The sequence below is a fragment of the Helicobacter sp. MIT 11-5569 genome, assembly GCF_000765695.2.
In the GTDB taxonomy this organism is placed as follows: Bacteria; Campylobacterota; Campylobacteria; order Campylobacterales; family Helicobacteraceae; genus Helicobacter_D.
Map to the genome: position 1 here is coordinate 25,270 of NZ_JRPB02000010.1, position 15,242 is coordinate 40,511.

17 protein-coding genes are annotated in these 15,242 nt (G+C 34.8%); 5 read left to right on the forward strand and 12 right to left on the reverse strand.

What is annotated here, in order from left to right; translation table 11 throughout:
- Nucleotides 1–48: 48 nt before the first annotated feature.
- From rfaD to LS70_RS08100, 4 genes are read left to right on the forward strand one after another with little or no spacing between them, the layout of a single operon-like run.
- The gene (rfaD, locus tag LS70_RS08085; RefSeq protein ID WP_034286901.1) at nucleotides 49–1,065 is read left to right on the forward strand and encodes an ADP-glyceromanno-heptose 6-epimerase; all 1,017 of its coding nucleotides are present in this window, start codon (nucleotides 49–51) and stop codon (nucleotides 1,063–1,065) included.
- A 10-nt stretch (nucleotides 1,066–1,075) separates the two neighbouring features.
- The gene (gene rfaE1, locus LS70_RS08090) at nucleotides 1,076–2,608 is read left to right on the forward strand and encodes a D-glycero-beta-D-manno-heptose-7-phosphate kinase (RefSeq protein WP_081949648.1); all 1,533 of its coding nucleotides are present in this window, start codon (nucleotides 1,076–1,078) and stop codon (nucleotides 2,606–2,608) included.
- Nucleotides 2,608–3,168: a D-sedoheptulose 7-phosphate isomerase gene (gene gmhA / locus LS70_RS08095; RefSeq protein WP_034286897.1), complete on the forward strand. Its 561-nt coding sequence runs from the start codon at nucleotides 2,608–2,610 to the stop codon at nucleotides 3,166–3,168. The genes rfaE1 and gmhA overlap by 1 nt, the downstream gene beginning before the upstream one ends.
- The gene (locus LS70_RS08100) at nucleotides 3,169–3,603 is read left to right on the forward strand and encodes a hypothetical protein (RefSeq protein WP_034286895.1); all 435 of its coding nucleotides are present in this window, start codon (nucleotides 3,169–3,171) and stop codon (nucleotides 3,601–3,603) included. It begins immediately after the preceding gene.
- Here LS70_RS08100 and LS70_RS08105 read toward each other — a convergent pair.
- Genes LS70_RS08105 through purM form a run of 5 tightly spaced genes read right to left on the reverse strand, consistent with a single transcriptional unit; the run spans nucleotide 3,592 to nucleotide 8,021 of the window.
- On the reverse strand, nucleotides 3,592–4,830 hold the full coding sequence (locus tag LS70_RS08105; protein WP_034286889.1) for an HD domain-containing protein: 1,239 nt from the start codon (nucleotides 4,828–4,830) through the stop codon (nucleotides 3,592–3,594). The genes LS70_RS08100 and LS70_RS08105 overlap by 12 nt on opposite strands.
- Nucleotides 4,808–5,368 (reverse strand): ribosome hibernation-promoting factor, HPF/YfiA family, encoded by a 561-nt coding sequence (hpf, locus tag LS70_RS08110; protein WP_034286886.1) that lies wholly within the window; start codon nucleotides 5,366–5,368, stop codon nucleotides 4,808–4,810. The genes LS70_RS08105 and hpf overlap by 23 nt, the downstream gene beginning before the upstream one ends.
- 38 nt (nucleotides 5,369–5,406) lie before the next feature.
- On the reverse strand, nucleotides 5,407–6,189 hold the full coding sequence (locus tag LS70_RS08115) for a shikimate dehydrogenase (RefSeq protein ID WP_034286883.1): 783 nt from the start codon (nucleotides 6,187–6,189) through the stop codon (nucleotides 5,407–5,409).
- A 3-nt stretch (nucleotides 6,190–6,192) separates the two neighbouring features.
- The gene (locus LS70_RS08120) at nucleotides 6,193–6,972 is read right to left on the reverse strand and encodes an SH3 domain-containing protein (protein WP_034286881.1); all 780 of its coding nucleotides are present in this window, start codon (nucleotides 6,970–6,972) and stop codon (nucleotides 6,193–6,195) included.
- 56 nt (nucleotides 6,973–7,028) lie between these two features.
- Nucleotides 7,029–8,021: a phosphoribosylformylglycinamidine cyclo-ligase gene (gene purM, locus LS70_RS08125; RefSeq protein ID WP_034286879.1), complete on the reverse strand. Its 993-nt coding sequence runs from the start codon at nucleotides 8,019–8,021 to the stop codon at nucleotides 7,029–7,031.
- 156 nt (nucleotides 8,022–8,177) lie between these two features.
- On the opposite strand from purM, the gene LS70_RS08130 reads away from it, so the two are divergent.
- Nucleotides 8,178–10,274, forward strand: coding sequence for an RNA degradosome polyphosphate kinase (locus LS70_RS08130; RefSeq protein WP_034288821.1), 2,097 nt, complete (start codon nucleotides 8,178–8,180; stop codon nucleotides 10,272–10,274).
- A gap of 53 nt (nucleotides 10,275–10,327) precedes the next feature.
- Here the strand turns inward: LS70_RS08130 and hemB are convergent, their stop codons facing one another.
- The 7 genes from hemB to sixA all read right to left on the reverse strand — a co-directional run bounded on the left by hemB (nucleotide 10,328) and on the right by sixA (nucleotide 15,235).
- Nucleotides 10,328–11,302, reverse strand: a complete 975-nt coding sequence (gene hemB / locus LS70_RS08135) for a porphobilinogen synthase (protein WP_034286877.1) — start codon at nucleotides 11,300–11,302, stop codon at nucleotides 10,328–10,330.
- A gap of 10 nt (nucleotides 11,303–11,312) precedes the next feature.
- On the reverse strand, nucleotides 11,313–12,551 hold the full coding sequence (locus tag LS70_RS08140; protein WP_034286874.1) for an ArsS family sensor histidine kinase: 1,239 nt from the start codon (nucleotides 12,549–12,551) through the stop codon (nucleotides 11,313–11,315).
- Nucleotides 12,544–13,227 (reverse strand): response regulator transcription factor, encoded by a 684-nt coding sequence (locus tag LS70_RS08145; RefSeq protein WP_034286872.1) that lies wholly within the window; start codon nucleotides 13,225–13,227, stop codon nucleotides 12,544–12,546. Before LS70_RS08145 ends, LS70_RS08140 begins: the two co-directional genes overlap by 8 nt.
- Nucleotides 13,228–13,486: 259 nt before the next feature.
- Nucleotides 13,487–13,891 (reverse strand): CiaD-like domain-containing protein, encoded by a 405-nt coding sequence (locus LS70_RS08150; RefSeq protein ID WP_034286866.1) that lies wholly within the window; start codon nucleotides 13,889–13,891, stop codon nucleotides 13,487–13,489.
- A complete protein-coding gene (locus LS70_RS08155) occupies nucleotides 13,882–14,130 on the reverse strand; it encodes a tetratricopeptide repeat protein (protein ID WP_201273982.1) in 249 nt (82 codons plus the stop codon). The genes LS70_RS08150 and LS70_RS08155 overlap by 10 nt, the downstream gene beginning before the upstream one ends.
- Before the next feature lie 116 nt (nucleotides 14,131–14,246).
- On the reverse strand, nucleotides 14,247–14,759 hold the full coding sequence (locus LS70_RS08160; RefSeq protein WP_034286861.1) for a YhcH/YjgK/YiaL family protein: 513 nt from the start codon (nucleotides 14,757–14,759) through the stop codon (nucleotides 14,247–14,249).
- An 8-nt stretch (nucleotides 14,760–14,767) separates the two neighbouring features.
- Nucleotides 14,768–15,235 (reverse strand): phosphohistidine phosphatase SixA, encoded by a 468-nt coding sequence (sixA, locus tag LS70_RS08165; RefSeq protein ID WP_034286858.1) that lies wholly within the window; start codon nucleotides 15,233–15,235, stop codon nucleotides 14,768–14,770.
- Between the last annotated feature and the right edge of the window lie 7 nt (nucleotides 15,236–15,242).

Here is a 15,242-nt window from a genome sequence, read left to right on the forward strand (position 1 = left end):
CGGATTTTGTTATAATCTTGAGAATTTTTAGGAGTTTTAGGAGATAAAATGCAATACATTAATGATTCATTAGCAGGCAAAAAGATTCTAATTACAGGTGGAGCTGGGTTTATTGGCTCAAATTTAGCACTTTATTTCCAAAAATATCATCAAGCAAAAGTGGTTGTGTTTGATAGTTTTAGAAGTGAAAAAACTTTTAGCAATGGGCATTTTAAATCTCTTGGGCATTTCAAAAACTTGTTAGACTTTAAAGGCGAAGTGATTGTTGGGGATATTACAAAAAAAGAAGATTTAGCGCGTTTGGAATCTTATGGGTTTGATTATATCTTTCATCAAGCGGCAATTTCAGATACAACTGTTATGGACCAAGAAGCGGTTTTGCGCGCAAATGTCAATGCGTTTAAAGATTTGCTAGATTTAAGTGTGCGCACAAATGCGGTAATGATTTATGCTTCAAGTGCAGGGGTTTATGGCAACTCTCCAGCACCAAATAGTATAGGTAGTGGAGAGATTCCAGAAAATGTTTATGGATTTTCAAAACTTATGATGGATAATCTTATGCAAAAGTATTTGGCGTGCTATCCTAATTTAACAATTGTTGGTTTGCGTTATTTTAATGTGTATGGTGAAAAAGAAGTGTATAAAGGCAAGACTGCATCTATGATTTTACAGCTTGGTTTGCAAGCATTAAGCAGCAAAAAAGTGCGTCTTTTTAAAATGGGAGAACAAAAGAGAGATTTTGTGTATATTGAAGATGTGATTCAAGCCAATGTCAAAGCAATGGAATCTAAAAAAAGTGGCGTGTATAATGTAGGCAGTGGAATGGCACGCTCTTATAATGCTATTGTAGAATGTTTAAAAACAGATTTAGGGGATTTTGCAGTGGAATATATTGATAATCCTTATTCTTTCTTTCAAGAGCACACAGAAGCAAATATTGTTTTAACAAAGGAATTTTTAGGCTATACACCTAGATTTTCTTTGGAAGTTGGGATTAAAAAATATTTAGGAGAGATTAAAGCAATTCACGCAAGCGGTTTGTGGGATGAAGTTGTAACATTATAGGATAAAGCAAGTGAAGCCAAAAATTTTAGTTGTTGGGGATTTGATTTTAGACCATTATATTTGGGGGAATTGCGAACGTATTTCTCCAGAAGCTCCTGTGCAAGTGATTGATGTTAAAAAAGAATCGCTAAATTTAGGGGGTGCGTGCAATGTCGCAAACAACCTTATACATTTAGAATCTTCCGTGTGGATTTGTGGAATGGTAGGAGATGATAGTGCAGGAAAGACTTTAAAAAATGAATTAGAAAAAAAGGGGATTCGCACAGAAGGAATCTTTTTGCACCCAAATCGTCCAACAACGCAAAAATCTCGCATTATAGCCGGTCATCAGCAAGTTGCGCGCGTGGATAGAGAGGATAAAACACAAATTTCCAAAGAAGGGAAAGAATTTATTTTAAAATTTGTGGAATCTTTGATTCATACAGCTAAAATTTCTTGCATTGTGCTAAGCGATTATCAAAAAGGGGTTTTAAGCGATAATTTAACGCAGAATCTCATTGCTTTAGCAAAACGCGCTAAAGTTAAGATTCTAGCAGACCCAAAGGGTAGAGATTATACAAAATACAAAGGCGCGACACTGCTAACTCCTAATAAAAAAGAAGCGACAGAGGCTACGGGGATTACAATTAACAACCAAGAGAGCTTAGAGCAATGCTTAGAGGCTTTAAACAAGCTTTGTGATTTGGAGATTTCTTTAATTACATTAAGCGAAGATGGAATCGCATTTCTGCAAAATAATATTGTGCAAAAGATTCCAACAATAGCGCGTGAAGTTTTTGATGTAACGGGTGCTGGAGATACTGTTATTGCGTCTTTAGCGTATATGTTAGCACTTGGTGAGCCAATCTCACAAAGCGTGTATTTTGCAAATGCAGCAGCAGCGGTGGTGGTTAGCAAAGTGGGTTCTGCAACAGCAAGTAAGCAAGAGATTTTTGCGTATTTAAAGCGCAATAATCTTTTGGATTCTACACTTGCAAATGCAGAATTTTTAAAAGTTTTTTCCGCAGAGCAAGAAAATTATGATTTCACATCACAAATCCGCAAAATTTTAAAACGCAAAAAGCCTAATTTTTATTTAGATAAATTTATCACACAAGAAAATTTTAATGCTTTTTTGGAATCTTTAGAGCAATTAAAGCAAGATGGGTTTAAAGTTGTTTTTACTAATGGTTGCTTTGACCTTTTGCATTTAGGGCATTTGGATTATCTTCATAAAGCACGCAATTTAGGGGATTTGTTAATTATTGGATTAAATAGCGATTCTTCGATTAAGGGCTTAAAAGGAGAATCGCGCCCTATTAATGCGCAACAAGATAGAATCGCGCAGCTTTGTGCCTTAGAATGTGTGGATTTTGTGATTGTTTTTGAAGAGCAAACGCCTAAAGATTTGATTGCAAAAATTCGTCCAGATGTGCTTGTTAAAGGTGCAGATTATGAAGGAAAAGAAGTTGTCGGTAGTGCTTTTAGCAAAGAAGTGCGTTTGATTGATTTTATCAAAGGAAAAAGCACAACAACACTTATTCAAAAAATAAAGGAATCTTAATGCAACAAACAATTTTAGATGAAATTAAAGCACATTTACAAAGTGCGCAAAAAATGGAATCCCTAGTGCCAACCTTAGAAGTTGCAGCAAAAATGGCAATTTCCACATTAAAAGATGGTGGCAAGATTCTACTTTGTGGAAATGGTGGAAGTGCGGCAGATGCACAACATATTGCAGCAGAGCTTACAGGGCGTTACAAAAAAGAACGTGTTGGACTTAGTGCAATCGCTCTTACAACAGATACAAGTGCGCTAACAGCAATCGGCAATGACTATGGCTATGATTATGTTTTTTCTAGGCAGTGTGAAGCATTAGCAAAACAAGGGGATTTGCTATGGGGGATTTCTACAAGTGGAAATAGCCAAAATGTGCTAAATGCGCTAGAATGTGCGCGTAAAATTGGCTGCAAAACGTTAGGTTTTAGCGGGAGAGATGGTGGGGCTATGCAAAATTTTTGTGATGTGTTGTTGATTTCTCCTAGTAATGATACGCCAAGAATCCAAGAAATGCACATTTTAATGGGGCATATTCTTTGTGATTTGATTGAAAAAAGTTATTAAATGTTTTTTGAAAAAATTATTGCAGCTTGCGGAGATGATGGGTTTAGTTTGGAATCCGCTTTATTTAAACAGCTCCAAAGTGGGGGAATTAAGGCAGATTTTTCAGATTTGCACGCGGATTCTAGTGGAATTTATTTCACATATCCGAACCAAACACAGCAAAAAGTATTATTCTATCAAGCAAAATTACAAGAATCTACTTTTCGCGTGCAAGGCGACCCATACGTGCATTTATGTGGATGTAAGGCTTGTATGGAAGATTTAAAAAACCCAGATTTTCTAGCAGTTGTTACTTATGATTTGCGCTTTTTTTTAGGGATTTATTCTCATAAGGTGCAAATGAAGTTTTTTAATGATAAGCCTTTAGAGTTGTGCCAAGATTGTTTAAAAATCACACATTTCAAAGGAGATTTAAAGGCATTTTTAACTTCTTAAAAATTGCTTAATAATTTTAATTTTTTCTCTTAAAACATGTATTTTGATTGCATTTTTACTAGGCTTATTTTGTGCAATCCATTCTTTTGGCGAGTAGGCATTTAGCGCGTCAAAGGTTTGCAATAATGTGGATTTGAAGTTGGAATCTAAATGCTGTGGCTTCAGGCTTGTTCTGCCATTTCTATCAGCAAATAATAGAAGAATTTGCAAAGATAAAAGAAGAGAATCTCTTTTGAAACTTTCAAAAAATGCAACACATTTAGAAGCGCGCATTGTTGCGAGCAAATAGATTTTAATATGGTTTTGGATTAAGATAAGCATTGGCTTTTTAATAGAATTTGGTAGAGAAATATCAAGGAGCGGTAACACTAAATTTATATCATCATGCCCGCTAGAGTTTCCAAATGTGCGGTAGCAATAAGGTTTGGCAATATCATGGTAGAGTGCTGCAAACTTTAAAATTAAACGCGCATTTTTTGAAAAATTTAAAGGCACAATTTGCGATTCTACAAGTTTTAAGACTTCCATAGTGTGCGCAAATACAGAGCTTTCTAAATGATGAAGATTTCCTTCTTTAAGTGTGGTTAGCGCATAAATGTGGGGAAAAATCACATCTAAGACGCCTAATTCAAAAAGTGTCTCAAAAAATAAATAGGAATCTTTGTCTAAAAGCACCATTTTGACTTCTTGATACACGCGATTTTTTTCTAAATGGTGCAATTCCTCGCGCATTGTATAGATGAGTATTTTTGTGCTTGGGTGGATTTTCCATTCTATACCAAATCTTGCGCGGAATCTTGCAATACGTAACACGCGTAAAGGGTCTTCGCAAAAAGCATCGCTAATATGGCGTAAGATTTTATTTTCTAAATCTTTGATTCCATTAAAAGGGTCATAGTAGGTCTGTGTTGTTTCATCTAGCGCAATGGCATTAAGCGTTAAATCACGTCTCTTTAAGTCTTCATATAAGGAGACTTGTTGCGTTTGAGTGCTAAATCCATTATAGCCATATTGTATTTTTTTTTCACGTCTAGCAAGTGCAATTTGAGAGCCGTCTTTTTGCAAAAAAACAGGAAAATTTTTGCCAACTTTTGGTAAGTGCTTAAAATCTTCCTCGCTAAAGCCAACTGCTACATAATCTTTGTCTTTTGTAGGTTTGCCAAGCAGTGCATCGCGCACAGCTCCGCCTACTAAATAAATTTTTTTAGTAAAGTCCGTATTTTCCATCAATTCGCTTATAAATCACGCGCATTTTGGAATCTTTATCATTAAAGACAAAAAATTGTTGTGAGCTACTTTTTAGACGCTCTAGCGCATCTTCAATATCTAAAGGTTTGTGCAAATCTAAATCCATAGGCACGATTTCATCTTCGCCTTTGTTTGCCAAAGCCTCTTCGCGCAAAATTGTTTCTGCCATTATATCTTGTGCTGGTATTGCTCTTTTTTGGTTGAGTTTGTCGTGATAACGGCGTAAAATCTTGTGCATTCTACTTATTGCTAAATCCACAGCAGAATAAAAATCTTTATCAATTTGATTAATAACAAGTGTGTTGGAGTGTGCTAAAGCAAGAGTAATGTCGATTCCAAAAGCACGCTTTTTCTTTTTCTCTCCCTTTTTGCTACCCTTTTTTTCTTGATATGTTACAACTACACGCGTATTTAAAATATCAAGCTGATATTTTTCAAGGCTTTGCGTTAGGCTTAAAATATAGTCTTTCATTGCATCGGTGAGTTCAAAATGGCGGGAAGTAATGATTGTGTGCATATTGTTTCCTTTTGGTGAAGTGAAATTATTGTAGCATATTAAAGAATATATTGCATACTCTGGTGTAATTTTTTTGTATCAAAACTAATATTTTGAGATTCCATAAAAATTTCAAAGGCTAGAATAGCCTGATGGATTAGCATTTGTTTTCCATCGGTATTTGGAATCTTTAGGGATTGTGCTAGGCTTAAAAAAGGAGTTTGTTTTCCATAGATTAAATCAAAGGCAAATTTCGCTTCTTGTAAAAGTGGAGCTAATAGAGCTTCTGCAATGGGTAAAGTATCGCTTGTTAGCCCTGCTGGAGTAGTGTTGATGATTAAATCATAAGTTGTTTTGGGTTTGAAAGCCTCAAATGTTGCGCATTCAAAGTTGCTAAAATCTTTTAAACGTTCTTTGGAGCGATTAATAATAGTAGGTGGAATACCCTTTTCTTTTAAAATGCAAGCAACAGCTTTTGCTGAACCACCAGCACCAATAATTAAGGCATTTTTTGGAGCTAATTTTTCAATACAAAGATAGAATCCTAAAGCGTCTGTATTGTATCCTAGCATTTTGCTTCCAGTAAATACGATTGTATTTACCGCTCCTATTTCGCGTGCGATTCCAAAGACTTCATCACAAGAGTTAAATGCGATTTCTTTAAAAGGCACCGTAATATTTGCACCTTTTAAATGCAGGCTGCGTAAATGGTAAAAAGATTGGTTTTTATCCAACAAATAGCGTCCATAAAAACCTAGAATCTCTAAAGTTTTAAAGGCGTGATTATGCAAAATGGGAGAAAGCGAATGAGAAATAGGGTTTCCAATGACTGCAAATTGCATAAGTTAATCACGTAAAATTAGCGAACGGCGCACTACCCAGCCATTCTTATTGCCTGCGTTTGCATCTTGAATTTTAACCCAAATACCATTGCTTTCTATAATGCTTACAGAGTCATTTGGCGTGAGTTTGTTTAGGATTCTAGCTTCTGTGCTTGGAGTTTCTCTAATATTTAAACTCGGGACTTTAGAAGTATAAAGCTGAGTTGCTTGTGTTGTTAAATCCTCTGTTTGTAGAATCTCTGATTCCATTTGTGGTTGCTCTATTTGTTGTTTTGCAACTTCTGCTTCTGCCGCATTTTCAAGTGCAACTTCTTTTGTAAAACGTTTTAAAACCCACCCGATAGGTTCTTTGGTATTAGAATCTGCAAGCAAAACCCAACCTTCTTTTTCTTCAAGACTTATTGCGATTTGTTCAGGTGTGAGTTTGCCAACAATAGGTGCGTCAGTATTTGTATTTTTACGAATATTTAGAGATTTAACACTGCTTGTTAAGTAAGTTTCTTGTTTGATTTCTGGAAGTTGTTGTGGCATTATTAGGGAGTCTTCTGTCTCCGTTTCTGTTGGAGATAATAAATCTTGAGATGGAATTTGTATTGGTTGTGTATTGTCTTCATTAGAATCGCTTGCTATGTTTTGCATTGACTCTTCTTGAGAAATCGGAGCTTGCGCACGCTCCTTTTTATTTAATAATTCAAAGGCAGAATAATACACTACAAAAGTTAGCAATAATACAAAAATAGGTAAAGGATAAACTTTTAGAATCTTTTTTAAGCTTTCAGGCATTGGAATTTGTTTCTCTTTTTGACATCTTAAACTAGATTATAGCAAAAAATCATATTTTAGACAAATGCAACGTTTTTTTCGCCACTTTCTAACACTCCTAAAATGTATCCACTAGATTCTTTTGTGATAAAATCTGCATCTTTGCAATCCGCGATAAGCACCATTCCAACACCCATATTAAAAGTGCGGTATTTATCGGCATCTTGGACATAATGGCAAAGCATTTCAAAGATAGGTAGTTTCTGAATATTTTTTGTAACGATTTTTGCGCAAACTCCATTAGGAAGCACACGCGGAAGATTTTCTACTAATCCACCCCCAGTAATATGCGCTAAAGCTTTAATTTTGCTTTGAAGTTTTTTGAAAGTTTGGACATAGATTTTTGTGGGTGTAAGCAAAGTTTCAATAAGAGGTTTGCCTTCAAAGTTAGAATCTAAGGGAATTTTATTTTGTTCTAGGATTTTCCGAACCAAAGAATAGCCATTAGAATGGATTCCGCTGCTAGGTAAAGCAATTAATACATCACCAGCACTTGCTTGTGATGAGCGTTCTACCATTTCTCTTTCTGCTATGCCTACTGCAAATCCTGCTAAATCAAAATCTTTGTCCTTATACATTCCGGGCATTTCTGCACTTTCTCCACCGATTAATGCGCATTGTGCTTCTAAACAGCCTTTTGTGATTCCACTAATAACTTGCAAGGCTGCATTTTTATCAAGTTTTCCGGTGGCATAATAATCTAAGAAAAACATTGGAGTGGCAAAGTTACAGATTAAATCATTCACACACATTGCAACTAAATCAATCCCAACACTATCTAAGATTCCACTATCAATAGCAAGCTTTAGTTTTGTTCCAACTCCATCTGTAGCTGCTAGTATGACAGGTTCTTTGTAGCCGTTAGGCAATAAAAATGCTCCACTAAAAGAACCAAGTCCGCCAAGTACATTAGGAGTAAAGGTTTGTTTGACTAACCCTTTTAAATCTTCAACTAGAGCATTCCCTTCTGCAATATCTACACCAGAATCCTTGTAGTTTAATTTGTTCATAGTCTAATCCCAAAACAATTTTAAGGTGCAATAATACACAAAAGCAACTTAAAGCTTATAAATTATCGCACTTATATAGACTTTCAAGGCAATTTTAACGCAATTCTATATATAATTAGGAGAAATTTTCATATTAAAGGGGTTAAAGTGTCTCAAATTACTTTAAACAAATCGGCGAATTTTATCAATAGAGAGTTGTCTTGGTTGCGTTTTAATACACGTGTTTTAAGTGAAGCACAAGATTCTAATAATCCGCTTTTAGAAAGACTTAAATTTATTGCAATTTATGGCACAAATTTAGATGAATTTTATATGGTGCGTGTCGCAGGATTAAAGCGTCTTTATAGTGCGCGTATTACAGAAAGTGGTCCTGATAGACTAACGCCAAAAGAGCAATTAGACGAAATTAGAAGCTATCTAAAAGAAGAGAAAAAGCATTTAGAAGCTTGTTATTTTTCTATAAAAGAAGAACTCTCAAAGCTTGGTTTGCATATTAAAACTTATGCGCAAGGTAGCAAAAAAGAAAAAGAAGAATTGCAAGAATATTTCTTTAATCATCTTTACCCTATTGTTGTGCCTATTGCCGTAGATGCAACACACCCTTTTCCGCATTTAAATAATCTAACTTATGTGCTTGCTTTAAAACTACAAAACTTAGATAATCCTAGAGAAATTAAATTTGGAATGACACGAATTTCGAGAATGTTACCGGGATTTGTGCGACTAGGAGATACTTATTTTTACACAGATTCCATTGTTGCAGAATTTACAAATGAGCTATTCCCGGGCTTTAAAGTTCTAGGTTGGAGTGCATTTAGAGTAACAAGAAATGCAGATATGGAAATTGAAGAAGAAGAAGCAGATGATTTTATGGCTTTAATGACAGAAGGGCTAAAATCACGCAGAAAGGGAGAAATTATCCGCTTAGAAATCCAAAAAACAAAAGACAAAGAGCTTAAAAATTTTATTACACAATATATTCAAGTAACACCAGAAGATATTTATGAGTCTGAAATACCGATGAATTCTAATATTCTTTGGGAGATTGTTGGGAATAAAAACTTTGCAAAACTTACATTTCCTAGCTATACGTCTAAGATTTTACCTCCGCTAGATTCTAATACAAATATTTTTTCTGTGCTAGATTCTCAAGATATTCTTTCTTTCCAACCTTATGAGAGCTTTGACCCCGTTGTGAATTTTATCCAAAGTGCTGCAAAAGACCCTGATGTTTTTTCTATCAGAATGACACTTTATCGTGTGGGCAAAAATTCCCCGATTGTCAAAGCACTTATTGAAGCAGCAGAAAATGGCAAACAAGTTACCGCTTTAGTGGAACTAAAGGCAAGATTTGACGAAGAAAATAACTTGCATTGGGCGCGTGCGTTAGAATCTGCAGGAGCGCATGTGATTTACGGTGTTCCCGGACTTAAAGTGCATGCAAAAATTGCTTTAGTGATTAAAAGCATAGGTAAAGAGTTGCGCGAATATGTGCATTTAAGCACGGGGAATTATAATCCAAGCACAGCAAAAATTTATACAGATATTAGCTATATGACTTCTAAACGTGCATTTACACAAGATGCGACAAAATTCTTTCACAATCTTTCTGGATTTTCGCATAAATCTAAGCTTAGCGCATTGCTTTCAGCACCTTTGCAGATTAAGTCAAAAATCCTAGATTTAATTGAAAATGAGGCAAAAATGGGAAGCGAAGGGCGCATTATCTTAAAAGCAAATTCTGTGGTTGATACAGATGTGATTTTAGCCCTTTATAAAGCTTCTAATGCGGGAGTGAAGATTGATTTGATTGTGCGTGGGATTTGTTGCTTAAGACCGGGTATTAAGGGGGTTAGTGAAAATATTCGTGTCATTTCTATTGTGGGTAAATACTTAGAGCATGCAAGAATTTATTACTTTAAGCACTCTGAAGTGCCAATTTATTTTGCAAGTGCAGATTTAATGCCAAGAAATTTAGAACGCCGCGTGGAGTTAATGACACCAATTTTTGATGACGCATTAGCTGATAAATTATTTGGAATCCTTAATATTCAAAATGAAGATACCGCTAAAGCACATTTGTTAAAAAGCAATGGAGAATACACTAAACTTGCTCCAAAAGACAATGAAAAAGCACTCAATAGTCAAAAAATGTTAGAAGAACATACAAACACACTTTATTCTTCACTCAAAAAAGAAGAACGTGCAGTCAAAACTAAAAAACTAGCAAGTAGAATGTTTAAAGAAAGTTAAAAGCTAATTGAGCTTACATTAAGATTCCATAATGTGGAATCTTAAATATGCTTTTAGCTTAATTTAAGAAGTTTAGCGATTTCTTTTGCGTGATAAGTGATGATAATATCTGCTCCCGCGCGCTTAAAGCTTAACATCGTCTCCATTAATACGCGTTCATAATCAATAAGCCCAGCTTTTTGTGCAAATTTTAGCATTGCATATTCTCCGCTCACATTATACACCGCAAGTGGAAGTAAGCTTCTTTCTCTAATATCGCGAACGATATCAAGATAAGCAAGAGCTGGCTTAACCATTAAAATATCTGCCCCTTGTGCTTCATCTTCTAAGCTCTCTGCAATCGCTTCTCTGCGATTTGCTGGGTTTTGTTGGTAAGATTTTCTATCCCCAAAACTCGGTGTGCTTTGCGCAACATCACGAAAAGGTCCATAATAACCACTAGCAAATTTTGTAGAATAACTCATTATTGGAAGATGAGAAAAGCCTGCATTATCTAGTGCTGTGCGGAGGGACTCTATCATTCCGTCCATCATTCCACTTGGTGCAATTAAGTCTGCGCCTGATTGTGCTAAAACAATGGCTTGTTTGTTGAGAATCTCCAAAGTCAAATCATTATCTACGCTTTGGAGTTTTGGGTTTAAGATTCCACAATGCCCATGGTCTGTGTATTCACAAAAACATAAATCCACGCATAACAATAAATTTGGAAACTTTTCTTTGATTGCGCGTAGAGCCTGAGCGATGATACCTTGTTCGCTTAATGCTTCAGAGCCTGTGCTATCTTTGATTGCTGGAATCCCAAAAAGCATTACTGCATTAATGCCTAAAGATTCTAGCTTAGCACATTCTTCTAACGCATTATCAATGCTGAGTTGATAGACATCAGGCATGCTAGCAATAGCGTTTTTAATATTTGTTCCATGTGTGATAAAAAGGGGATAAATCAAATCTTGTGTGCGGATAGTATTTTCTTCTACAAGATTGCGCACCACGCTATTTAGTCGAACTCTTCGCAAACGTTTAAACATAGGGATTCCTTTATTTTAGATTTGGGGCGATAACACCCTTTATAATAAACATATTCACATCATTGCTATGTGTGTAATCAAGGGTTAAACCTTGTGATTCCAATGTGCTTTTCACAATATAAATACCAAGCCCAAGCCCGCCATTTTTATTAGAATTCACATCTTTAAAAAAAGGTTTAGAATGGTCTTTTAAGGAGTAGGGCAAAGGTGCTCCAAAGTTTAAAATCTCTAAATCATTATCTTTTATGCGAAGCTCCACTTTGCCTTTTGTTTTGTATTTTAGCGCATTATCAAGAAGATTTTTAATCGCTAGGGTTAGCATTTCAAAATCACAATATAATCTATGGTTTTCAAGTGGCAAAATAAATAATTCTTGAATTTGTGTTTTATCTAGTAATAGCATTGTAAAGGTTTGGTCTAAAATTTCTTTTAGCGCATAGTTTTGTTTATTTAAGTAATAATTGCGCGAACTTAACTCTTCAATTTTGGCAAATTCATTAATTAGAGAATTTAAGCGGTCAAAAACACTGCATAAGCGTTCTTTATAAAGTGTATTGTCAATCATTTCCGCAGTGATTCTGCCTTTTGTAATAGGAGTTTTTAGCTCATGCATAATAGCACGCAAAAATAAATGGCGCGATTGATTAAGAGCGTTAATTTTCTCTACGGCATTTTCAAACTCTTGTGAAAGCTCACCAATCTCATCATTTTGACTAATCTTAAAATTAATATTTGTTTGTCCATTAGCAAACTTTCTAATCTTTTTGCGCAAGGTTTTAAGAGGCAGAATACTTTTGATGACAAGCACAAACAAAAATACAACAACCAAAAATGCAAAAAATGTGATGAGGTAGTAATTAAAAAGTTTATTTCTGTGTAAATCTCCATAAAGTTTCCATTCTGTTGGAGTTTGTAAGAATAAATACACGCCATATTCTTGTTTGATGATTTTGGCGATAATGCCACTTGCTAAATCTGGCGTTAAGTGGTTTTCAAATTTTTCTAAAGTCTTTTCTTCTTGGATTTGTTGCAAGCCCAACTCATGGAGATATTTTTCGATTAAATCTACATTTCCTCCAAAGTGCACAAGTTGGTTGATTGTGGCTAGAAATTGGTTGTATTTGAGTTGATTTTCTAAGTTTTCTTTATGGATTTCTTCGCGGATAAAGTGATAAGAAAATGCTCCTAATCCAATGATTGCGACAATAAAAAGAATAGAGATTTTGACAATAATAGAATTTTTAATCATCTTTTAGTTGCAGTTTATATCCGATTCCACGCACAGAAAAGATAAATTTTTTACCATTTTTTTCAATCTTTGAACGCAAGCGACCAATAATAACATCAATGCTTTTGTTGCTAGAATCTGGATTGATAGAGTCTGCGTGTGTAGCGATAGAATCACGTGTAAGTGCTTGATTAACATTTTCTAGCATAAAGCATAAAATCTCATACTCAGCTTTGGTAAGCTCTAAGAGTTCATTGTTTAAGTAAATTTCTCTGCCTCCTTTCTCAAGGCGAAAAGGAAGTATAGAGATTTCTGTATTATCTGGGTTTTTTGCTAAATTATATCTACGAAGGACACTATGGATTCTAGCAATAAGTTCTTTAGGATCATAGGGTTTGGGAATATAATCATCAGCACCATATTCTAACCCTAAGACTCTATCGTCTATATCGTGTCTTGCAGAAGAGATTATTATTGGGATACGCTTTTCTTTGGCAACTTTCTTGCAAACTTCCAGCCCATCTAAGTTTGGGAGTGTTAGATCTAAAAGAAGGAGGTCAAAATGTCGAGTGTTTATTGCACTCATGCCAGTGTATGGCTCATCATAATTTGTTACATTTATATCATGAGCTTTTAAATATTCGCTAAGAATAGTTGCAAGCTCTAAATCATCTTCTATCATCAACACTTCTAGCATGGCATTTTCCTAACAAAAAGGAGGATTGGGTATTTTAGGGGGTTAAATAAAAACTCAGGAAAATGCCTGCTAGAAAAAATAATATTTTCAAAGAACTTACTCACACTAAGTGTCCTTAAACAAAGGAGGAGTGGATGAAATTCACTTCCAAAAAGGAAAACCAAACTTAATTGCTTAAGTTTGTCTCTCAACTCATTGTGTTGAGATGGTGGAATTATAAAGTAAAATGGTAAATCAAAAGTAAATAAATAAAATTTCTTCATTTTTGGTTCTTTTTTTCATCAATAATGGCTAGAGTATATTCTAAAAAGTTTAGAATCATATCGACTTTACTTTCTATATTGCGGTTATTTGGGGATTGTAAGCCTTCAAAAAGCACTAAAATTCTTTCTTGAAGCGTGTTTAAAAATTTTTCTTCTTCTAAATAGTATTTACTAAGTAGAGTTTTTAATTCTTCTGTATTTTTGAAATCCAACTTCTCAATTTTGCGTGCATATGGATTTTGTGTATTTATATTTTTTTCATTTTGTTCTGTTGGAAGCACCTCTAAAAGGGCATCACGCTCTGGTGTTTGGGGGTCAAAAGTGGGTATAGAATTTGGGGATTCCGTTTCTGTTGTGTCAATTTCGGCTAAGGTTTGTAAAATCGCTTCTTTTAGTTCCATAATTGCAATAACCACCTTTCAAATTCATTAAACTCAACACTACTATCCATTTGGATAAACAAATTTAGCATATCTTCATTTGCCTTCCCATAATTTTTACGATTGCTCACAAGTCGCTTTAAAGCGACTTTGGCTTCTGCATTATTGGGATTTTCTTCTAAAATTGCCTTATAAATCTCTGCAGCTTCGTGGCGATGCCCTTGAATTTCATAAATGCTAGCAAGTGTTAGAGTCTTCATAATATGCCTTTTAAAGTATGAATTTTAGCATAATTTGGCAATGCTTGCAAAATGCCTTAAAGTTATGCAGATAATGAAGTTATAATAAGGTTAATATTTTTGCGTGGAATTTATATTTAGAAATTTAGTTTTATATATTCTTTTGGAACTTTTATGACAATTTTTTTAACGATTGCTTCTTCTGCATTTGTTGAGATTCCTCCTGCATGCACATCAAAAGCTTCAAAAACTGCTAAATTACCATTAAATAATTGAATGCTTGAAATAAAAGGGCTTGACGCATATTCTATCAAGTCTTTAGCGGAATCTAGCGGTTGTTTTATCTCACAAAGAGAATGCGGAGCGACAAAAAATATTTCTTTGCCTTCTATAACCATTTGAAAATCCACCATTTCTACATGGCTTTCATAAAACGCTTCTTTTGGGGATTTTGTTTTATAGGCTTGCGCGATTGCTTTTGCGCCTCCATTAAGCAACTCTTCAAATTTTTCTCCTATTTCTAGGGAGCAAATACGCTTATGCACTTGACTTTCTGTATCTAGCGCATCAAAAAGATAACCAAAAACATTGCTCAAGACTGCATTCTTTTTAAACTTATTTGCAATATCGGGTAAATATCCTAGAAACATTTTAATCCTTAAAAATTACTTAGCCCCATTAATACCCAGTTATTTTCATTTTCGCGCTCTAGTTCTACTACACAACCCTTATCGACTTGCAAATTTAATGTCCCTTTAGCACAAATAAAACGCACAAATTCGCTAATTGCTGGCTCATGTGCAACAATAACAAGTGTTTGCCAATCTTCCTCAATCTTTTCTTTGTTTTCCAAAAATCCTTTAATTCCTTCTTCTGGATTAATATTTGGCGTCAAGAAAAATGTGCAATGCGCCTGTTTTTTTGCAATATATTTTGCAGTATCACATGCGCGTAATGCAAGAGATGCAATGATTGCATCTACATTAGGGTATTTTTTGCCAATGTATTTTGCAATTTTTTTTGCTTGTTTAATCCCTTTTTTTGTCAAAGGACGCTTTAAATCATCCTTATCAATCCATTTGTCTCTATTTTCAGCCTTTGCATGACGAACTAAAATTAAACGCATAATAAAC